The sequence below is a fragment of the Streptomyces sp. JW3 genome, assembly GCF_052216785.1.
GTDB lineage: Bacteria > Actinomycetota > Actinomycetes > Streptomycetales > Streptomycetaceae > Streptomyces.
In genome coordinates this window covers 114,989-122,796 of sequence record NZ_JBQOUX010000007.1, presented here as the reverse complement: position 1 = coordinate 122,796, position 7,808 = coordinate 114,989, and the positions used below count along the sequence as shown (strand labels likewise).

General features: G+C 70.4%; 11 protein-coding genes. 7 read left to right on the top strand and 4 right to left on the bottom strand.

Features of this window, described 5'->3' with window-relative positions:
* Window positions 1-44: 44 nt before the first annotated feature.
* The gene (gene mshD, locus ACTT8P_RS05560; RefSeq protein ID WP_442830387.1) at window positions 45-971 is read right to left on the bottom strand and encodes a mycothiol synthase; all 927 of its coding nucleotides are present in this window, start codon (window positions 969-971) and stop codon (window positions 45-47) included.
* 138 nt (window positions 972-1,109) lie between these two features.
* Between mshD and ACTT8P_RS05555 the strand changes: the two genes are divergently transcribed.
* The 5 genes from ACTT8P_RS05555 (at window position 1,110) to ACTT8P_RS05535 (ending at window position 5,674) form a co-directional block, all read left to right on the top strand.
* Window positions 1,110-2,933: a bifunctional metallophosphatase/5'-nucleotidase gene (locus ACTT8P_RS05555; RefSeq protein ID WP_442830386.1), complete on the top strand. Its 1,824-nt coding sequence runs from the start codon at window positions 1,110-1,112 to the stop codon at window positions 2,931-2,933.
* A 240-nt stretch (window positions 2,934-3,173) separates the two neighbouring features.
* On the top strand, window positions 3,174-3,302 hold the full coding sequence (locus ACTT8P_RS05550; protein WP_442830385.1) for a hypothetical protein: 129 nt from the start codon (window positions 3,174-3,176) through the stop codon (window positions 3,300-3,302).
* A gap of 102 nt (window positions 3,303-3,404) precedes the next feature.
* Entirely contained in the window at window positions 3,405-3,533 is a 129-nt protein-coding gene (locus ACTT8P_RS05545) for a hypothetical protein (RefSeq protein WP_442830384.1), read from the top strand.
* Window positions 3,534-3,589: 56 nt separating this feature from the next.
* Window positions 3,590-3,721 carry a hypothetical protein gene (locus tag ACTT8P_RS05540; protein ID WP_442830383.1) on the top strand — a complete coding sequence of 44 codons (132 nt, stop codon included), beginning with the start codon at window positions 3,590-3,592 and terminating at the stop codon, window positions 3,719-3,721.
* 138 nt (window positions 3,722-3,859) lie between these two features.
* Entirely contained in the window at window positions 3,860-5,674 is a 1,815-nt protein-coding gene (locus ACTT8P_RS05535) for an ABC transporter ATP-binding protein (RefSeq protein WP_442830382.1), read from the top strand.
* Here ACTT8P_RS05535 and ACTT8P_RS05530 read toward each other — a convergent pair.
* The 3 genes from ACTT8P_RS05530 to ACTT8P_RS05520 form a co-directional block, all read right to left on the bottom strand.
* Complete coding sequence (locus ACTT8P_RS05530; RefSeq protein WP_442830381.1) at window positions 5,588-5,827, bottom strand: hypothetical protein; 240 nt, start codon at window positions 5,825-5,827, stop codon at window positions 5,588-5,590. The two genes, ACTT8P_RS05535 and ACTT8P_RS05530, sit on opposite strands and share 87 nt — an antisense overlap.
* Window positions 5,824-6,150, bottom strand: a complete 327-nt coding sequence (locus ACTT8P_RS05525; RefSeq protein ID WP_442830380.1) for a DUF6247 family protein — start codon at window positions 6,148-6,150, stop codon at window positions 5,824-5,826. The genes ACTT8P_RS05530 and ACTT8P_RS05525 overlap by 4 nt, the downstream gene beginning before the upstream one ends.
* A gap of 98 nt (window positions 6,151-6,248) precedes the next feature.
* Complete coding sequence (locus tag ACTT8P_RS05520; protein WP_442830379.1) at window positions 6,249-6,533, bottom strand: hypothetical protein; 285 nt, start codon at window positions 6,531-6,533, stop codon at window positions 6,249-6,251.
* Between the two features lie 115 nt (window positions 6,534-6,648).
* Between ACTT8P_RS05520 and ACTT8P_RS05515 the strand changes: the two genes are divergently transcribed.
* On the top strand, window positions 6,649-7,473 hold the full coding sequence (locus tag ACTT8P_RS05515) for a helix-turn-helix domain-containing protein (RefSeq protein ID WP_442830378.1): 825 nt from the start codon (window positions 6,649-6,651) through the stop codon (window positions 7,471-7,473).
* Window positions 7,470-7,670: a DUF397 domain-containing protein gene (locus ACTT8P_RS05510; protein ID WP_442830377.1), complete on the top strand. Its 201-nt coding sequence runs from the start codon at window positions 7,470-7,472 to the stop codon at window positions 7,668-7,670. The genes ACTT8P_RS05515 and ACTT8P_RS05510 overlap by 4 nt, the downstream gene beginning before the upstream one ends.
* Window positions 7,671-7,808 lie beyond the last annotated feature (138 nt).

Sequence of the window (7,808 nt, the reverse complement as noted above, 5' to 3'; positions counted from 1 at the left end):
CGCCGGGCCCCGCCCGCGGCCGGGCCCCGTCCCCTGTCCGGAACTCACGTCTCCGTCCGGTACATCAGGTCCGTCTCGTACGTCGTGAAGCCCAGCCGCTCGTACACGGACACCGCCGCCGAGTTGTCGGCGTCCACGTACAGCATCGCCGTGGGCAGCCCGCGCCCCGCCAGGTACCGCAGTCCGATCGTGGTGAGCGACTTGCCGAGCCCGCCGCCCTGCGCGTCGGGCCGGACCCCGACCACGTACACCTCGCCCAGTCCGTCCGCCGCGTGCACCTTGGTCCAGTGGAAGCCGACCAGTTCGCCGTTCCGCTCGGCCAGGAAGAAGCCGGCCGGGTCGAACCACGGCTCCGCCTCGCGGTCGGCCAGGTCCCGCTGGGTGAGCGAGCCCTGCTCGGGGTGGTGCGCGAAGGCGGCGGCGTTCACGGCCAGCCAGGCGGTGTCGTCCTGGCCGGGCACGAAGGCGCGGACCGTCACGCCGTCCGGCAGCACCGGCTCCGGCAGGTCGAGGCCGTCCAGCGGGCGGCGCAGCTGGCGCAGCTCGCGGAAGAGCGTCATGCCGAGGACCTGCGCCAGGTGCCGGGCGGCGGAGTGCCCGCCGTGCGCCCACGCCCGCAGCCGCTTGCCGGACGCGGCGAGCAGGGCCGAGCCGAGCGCCCGGCCGTGGCCCTGGCCGCGCCGCGAGGGGTGCACGACCAGCTCGGCGGCGGGCGGCTCCACCGGGTCGGTGTCCTCCAGCTGGGCGTAGCCGACGAGTTCGCCGTCGACGGTGAGCAGCAGATGGGCGACGCCGTCGCGGGCGGCCCCGCGCAACTGGAGCCGGCCCTGTTCGGACACGGCCTGCTGCCCGTCGTTGCGGGCGGCCGCCGCGAGCAGGCCGAGGACGGCCTCGATCTGCTCGGCGGTCAGGGCGTCGTACGTGTCGATCGCGCGGGAGCGGGCGGGCTGTGGCGTGTTGTCGCTGGTCATGCGTACGAGGGTAGAGGGGCGGCGCGGCGCGGCGGGGCTGCGGCGTAAACCAGGATGTAACCCGTAACCCCCTGTCGCGCTACGCGCGTTGACTCTAGGCTGCGGCCACCTGTCCTCAGCACACCCACAGGGGGGCGCATGTCAGCCACAACCTCCGTACACCCGCCGCGCGATCCGCGCCGCAGACGCCGTACCACCCGGCTCCTCGCGGTGGCCGTCGGAGCCCTCACCGTGGGCTCGCTGGCCGCCGCCGCGCTGCCGGCCAGCGCGGGGGAGAAGGGCGGCGGCCACGGGCACGGTCAGCAGGGCCGTTACCAGGACGTCCAGCTGCTCTCCTTCAACGACCTGCACGGCAACCTGGAGCCGCCGGCCGGCTCCAGCGGACGCGTCACCGAGACGCACGACGACGGCACCACCGAGACCGTCGACGCGGGCGGCGTCGAATACCTCGCCACCCATCTGCGCCAGGCCCGTAAGGGCAACCCGTACTCCATCACCGCCGCCGGCGGCGACATGGTGGGCGCCTCGCCGCTGATCTCCGGGCTGTTCCACGACGAGCCGACCATCGAGGCGCTGAACAAGCTCGACCTCGATGTCACGTCCGTGGGCAACCACGAGTTCGACGAGGGCGCGGTGGAGCTGGCCCGGCTCCAGAACGGCGGCTGCCACCCCACCGACGGCTGCTACACGGACAAGGAGTTCAAGGGCGCCGACTTCCCCTACCTCGCCGCCAACGTCCTCGACGAGAAGACCGGCAAGCCGGTGCTCGCCCCCTACTGGGTGTGGAAGAAGAACGGCGTCAAGGTCGGCTTCATCGGCGTGACCCTGGAGGGCACTCCGGGCATCGTCTCGGCGGAGGGCGTCAAGGGCCTCGCCTTCAAGGACGAGGTCGAGACCATCAACAAGTACGCCAAGGTGCTGGAGCGCCAGGGCGTGAAGTCGATTGTGGCGCTCGTGCACGAGGGCGGTTACCCGGCCTCCTCCTCGTACAACTACGACTGCGACGCGCCGGGCGCCGGGGACGGCGTCTCCGGCCCGATCGTCGACATCGCGAAGAACGTGACGCCGCAGGTGGACGCGCTGGTCACCGGGCACACCCACAACGCGTACGTCTGCACCATCGACGACCCGGCGGGCAACCCGCGCATGGTCACCTCGGCGGCCTCCTTCGGCCGGCTCTACACCGACACGACGCTGACCTACGACCGGCGGACCGGGGACATCGCCCGTACGGCCGTCAAGTCGGCGAACCACGTGGTCACCCGGGACGTCGCCAAGGCGCCCGACCTGACCTCGCTGATCGGCAAGTGGAACGCGCTCGCCGCGCCCATCGGCAACCGGGCCATCGGCTACATCTCCGGGGACATCGGCTCCACCGGCACCGAGTCGCCGATGGGCGACCTGATCGCCGACGCGCAACTGGCGTACGGCAAGGAGCTGGACCCGGAGACCGACCTCGCGCTGATGAACCCGGGCGGCATCCGGGCGTCCCTGACCTACGCGGCGAGCGGGGCCGAGGGCGACGGGGTGGTGACGTACGCGGAGGGCTTCACCGTCCAGCCGTTCGCCAACACGGTCAACCTCCAGGACTTCACCGGCGCCCAGCTGATCCAGGTGCTCAAGGAGCAGGTCAGCGGGTCGAACGAGGCGGCGCCGAAGATCCTCCAGGTGTCGGACGGGCTGACGTACACGCTGGATCTGACCAGGACGGGCGCGGACCGCGTGGTCACCGACTCGATCCGGCTCGGCGGCGCGGCGATCGATCCGGCGGCCACCTACCGGGTCGCGACCAACAGCTTCCTCGCGGGCGGCGGAGACGGGTTCACCACCCTGGGCCAGGGCACGGGCGACGTCGTCGGCGCGGACGACCTGACGGCGCTGGAGCAGTACCTGACGGCGAACTCGTCGGCGTCGGCGCCGCTCGCGCCGCCGGCGGCGGACCGGATCACCATCGTCCGGTAGCTCCCGCCAGGTACCACGGCCCGGCACGGACACACGGTGTCCGTGCCGGGCTTTTCGCTGCCTAAATTCTGTGTCAGTTCCCGCTCGGTTCCGCTTCTTCGCTGAAATCTTGTCTCAGCTCCAATTAATCGAGGTCTCAGCGGAAACGGCATTTTTCGGGGGTGGCGTCCCGTAGTGTTTTCCATGTCGACAGCGAACGACACCAACGCAAACGAAGTAGATGCAGCGAAGGAGAACATCATGAGCTTCCACAAGGTCACCCCGGTCAAGAAGACCCGCAAGCCCGCCGCTCAGACCGCCAAGAAGGTCGCCAAGCCCGCCGCGAAGAAGGCCGCGCCGAAGCGTCGCCCGGTCTCGCACAAGGGCTGATCTGATTCACAGCCGTAAAGGCTGACACATACTTGGCTCCTATGGGATGCCAGGTGGCACACATAAAACAGGCATAAGAAATCGCAGGGGAAAGGGACACTCATGAGCTTCCACAAGGTCGCGCCGGTGAAGAACAAGAACAACAACCGCAAGCCCGCGAAGCAGGCCGCCAAGCCGGCGCCGAAGCAGGCCGCCGCGCCGAAGCGCCGCCCGGTCTCCCGCCAGGGCTGAGCCGGCCCCGCGCCCACCGCACCTCACCAACACCGCAACTGAGAGAGGGAACACTCATGAGCTTCCACAAGGTCGCCCCCGTGAAGAAGAACGACAACCGCAAGCCCGCCGCGAAGAAGGCCGCGCCGAAGCAGGCCGCCGCGAAGAAGGCCGCGCCGAAGCGCCGCCCGGTGTCGCACAAGGGCTGAGCCGCTGGGGCTGAGCCGCAAGGGCTTGAGGCCGCTAGGGCTGAACCGCTGGGGCTTGAGGCCGCTCGCGAGGCGGGGCCGCCGGAGCGTACGCGCTCCGGGGCCCCGCCTCGGGCATGTCCAGAGGGAGAGTTGGGGATGAGGGAAGTCCGCGCGGCGTTCCGCCGCTTCTGGCCGCTGACCCGCGGCGACCGCGGCTGGCTCGCGGTGATCGTCGGCTGCGTGGTGGTCGCCGCGCTCGCCGAGACCGCGTCGATCCTGCTGTTCGCGCAGCTGACCGACAACGCCCTGAAGTCGGGTTCGCTCGCCGCCTTCTGGGGGCCGGCCGGCGCCTGGCTGGGCGTGGCCGTGCTCGGCGCGCTCGTCGGCTACCTCGGCAACTCCCTGGCCACCTGGACCGCCGAGCGCTTCGTCCTGCGGCTGCGCGCGGGCGTCTTCCGCCACGTCCAGTCCCTCCCCCCGCACTTCTTCCAACGGCACCGCCGCGGTGACCTGGTGGAACGGCTGACGGGCGACGTGGAGGCCATCGAGCAGATGGTCGTGTCGGGTGTCGTGGGTACGGTGGCCGCTCTCTTCTCGGCCGTCTTCTACGCGGCGGCGGCCCTGTATCTGCGCTGGGACCTGGCCCTGGCCACCTTCGTCCTGGCCCCCCTCTTCCTCCTCGCCGCCCGCCGGTTCTCCGGCCGGATCAAGCAGGCGTCGACGGACGAGCGGGTCGCGGACGGCGCGATCACCTCGGTGGTGGAGGAGGCCCTCGGCAACGTGGTCCTCACCCAGGCGTACAACCGGCGCGGCGCGGAGGAGGCCCGGCTCGACCGGGAGGCCCGCGCCTGGATGAAGGCGTCGGTACGGGGGGCGCGGCTGAGCGAGCTGTACGAGCAGTTCGTGGAGGTCGTCGAGACGGTGTGCGTGCTGGCCGTCATCGGCCTGGGCGTCTGGGAGATCTCCGCCGGCCGGATGACCCTGGGCCAGCTCCTCGCCTTCGCCGCGTTCATCGGCTACCTCTACCCGCCGGTCCGCAGCCTGGGGCAACTGGGCCTGACCCTGACGGCGGCCACGGCGGGCGCGCGGCGCCTGGGCGAACTCCTCGACGCCCGCCCGGCGGTCACCGACCCGGCCGTCCCCGTCGACCCCGGGCCGGTCCGCGGCTGGGTCGCCTTCCACGACGTGAGCTTCCGTTATCCCGGGGCGGCGGCGCCGGTGGTGCGGGACGTCGCCTTCACCGCCCGGCCCGGCGAACTCGTCGTCGTCACGGGCCCGAGCGGCGCCGGCAAGTCGACCCTGGCCAAGCTGCTGACCCGGTTCTACGACCCGACGGCGGGCGTCATCTGCCTGGACGGCGTCCCGCTGCCGCACCTGAGCCTGGAGCGGCTGCGCGAACAGGTCACCCTGCTGCCCCAGGAGACCCTGATCCTGCACGGTACGGTCCGGGAGAACATCGCGGCCGGGCGGCCGGGGGCGAGCGACGACGACATCAAGGCCGCGGCCCGCGCGGCAGCGGCGCACGACTTCATCACCGCGCTGCCCGAGGGGTACGGGACCGAGATCTCGCCGGGCACGGCGGCCCTGTCCGGCGGTCAGCTCAAGCGGCTGACCATCGCCCGCGCGATGCTCCGCGCGTCCCCCGTCCTCATCCTCGACGAACCCACCGCCGGCCTCGACGCGATCGCCGCCCGCCAGGTGGTCCAGCCGCTGCGCCGCCTGATGTCCGGCCGTACGACGCTGATGATCACCCACGACCTCACGCTCGCGCCGGACGCGGACCGGATCCTGGTGGTGGACGGGGGGCGGTTGGTGGAGGAGGGGACGCATGGGGAGCTGATCGGGCGGGGTGGGACGTATGCCCGTCTGGCGGGGCCGTCGTCCTCAGAGGGCCACCATGTCGATGACGTTGATCACGACGTGCTGGTTGGACACCACGTAGGTGAGGAAACCGCCCTGGAACGAGGCTGACCAGCTGTTGTCCCGGTTGCTGGTCGCGGGCGCTCCGAACGGGTTGAGGCCGAGCCGCTTCTCCAACTCCTCAAGGGACGTCCGCTGGGGCGGGCTGAGAGCGGCCTTGCGGCGCGCGGCGCGGTCGACGTACCTGATTGCGTAAGCGCTCACCCGGACCTGCCCGCGTCGACGGGCCGGTTCTCGGCGTCGTAGGCGTTCCCGTCGGCGTCACGGAACACCAAGTCCTCGGTGTCGCCCTCGGCCATGCGCTTGACCGTCTGTTCGACCTCGTCCAGGTAACCGGGCGTCGCGCAGGCGCAGGCGAAGGGGAACCACTTGTCGGTCACGGCGATGAGCGCCGCCTGGTCGAACTCGGCGGCGGCGCTGAGCCAGTCCTGCTCGAAGACCTGGAGCCAGTCGGGGCGTCGCTGGAGAGCCGAACGGATCGCCTCCGGCGTTCTCTCGCAGGAGCGGGGGTCCACTTCGTGAGCCATGATCGGTTCCGTTCCTCCGGCCGGGGCGGTGTGGGGCGACCGGAGGTACACGGTAGAGGGTGGCGGCTGCCGCGTGACGGAGGTTGAGGACGACGACCTCATCGGCCCTCCCCAAAGACCCGCTCGCCCCGGCTGACCGCCACTCGCAGGACGTCCCCCAGCGACTCGACGGTCCGTGTCAGCGCGAAACGTACGGCGCGTTCGCCGGCCTTCTGGTCGGCCAGTACGGCTCTGGCCCCGGCCAGCACCTGGGTGCCGGACGCGAGCTGGGCGTCCTCGATGTCGTCGGCGACGCGGGACATCAGGGAGTCCGGGCCGCCGTCGGTGCTCAGGTAGCAGGGGTTGCCTTCGGGGGTGGTCCAGGGGAGGAGGCGGTGGGTCATGGGGCTGCTCCGGGGGTGAGTTACTTACTTTTCGCAGTCTCACTGTCACTGCCCGTGCGTACTCTCGTGAAGAGGGCTGGCGTTGTCTGTGCGCCAGGCAAGGGAGAGGGGTGGCATGGACGAACACTCGCTCGGCGACGGGGTGTCGAAGCGCGTGATCCTGGGGCGGACGCTCCGGTTCCTGCGTGAGAAGGCGGGCAAGTCGCTCGGGCAGCTCGCCGAGGAGACGTCGTACGACAAGAGCTACCTGTACCGCCTGGAGACGGGCGAACGGCTCTCCAAGCGGGCGGTCATGGAAGACCTGGACCGGTACCACGGCTCGGGGGACCTGCTGGTCGGCTTGTGGCGGGATGCGCGCAAAGAGGTCTTCAAGGACACGTACAAGGGGTTCATGGAGCTGGAGGACACGGCGCGTGTCATGTGGATGTTCCAGCTTCGGGTGCCGGGTCTGTTGCAGACGGAGGAGTACGCCCGGGCGGTGTTGTCGGGGACTGGGGCAACGTCCGGCAACGGGCTGGAAGTAGAGGAGCAGGTGACCGCGCGCATGGGGCGGCAGGAACTCCTGCACCGGCAACCGGCGCCGAGCGTGCGCGTGATCCTGGATGAGGGTGCGGTACGCCGTCCCGTCCCCGATGCCAAGGTCTGGGTGGACCAGCTGTCGCACCTGGTGGACGCTTCGGAACTGCCGTCGGTCGCCCTCCAGGTGCTGCCCTACGCGGCTGGCGTGCACCCTCTCATGGACAGCCACCTCTGGCTCTTCTGGCAGCGAAGCGGTGACCCCGTGGCTTACGTGGAGGGCAACGGCTTCGGCGAGGTGATCGACGATCCGGACAAGGTCTTGGCCTTCCGCTTGTCCTACGATCTGGTCAGGGACGCTGCTCTGACCCCGGCAGAGTCAACGGCGTTCATCAAGCGCCTGTTGAAGGAGTGCAGATCATGAACGGTAAGCCCGACCTGACCGGCGTCACTTGGCGTAAGTCCTCCTACAGCGACGGAGGCGGAACCAACTGTGTCGAGATAGCTGAAGGCGCCCCCGCCCTCGTCCCCGTCCGGGACAGCAAGGTGGCGGACGGGGCGGTCATCGTGTTCCGGCGGGACGCCTGGGCGGCGTTCGTGGGTGGGGTCAGGATGCCGTAGGCGTCCAGTCGGTGAGCCAGTCCGTGATCTCCTGGTCGGCCAGGACTTTCCTCACCGGGCGATGACGGGCTGAGCTGTGGGGGTGGCTCATCGGCTGCTTCAGATCAGTGCGGGTGCGTGCATGACACCCTCTGGTCG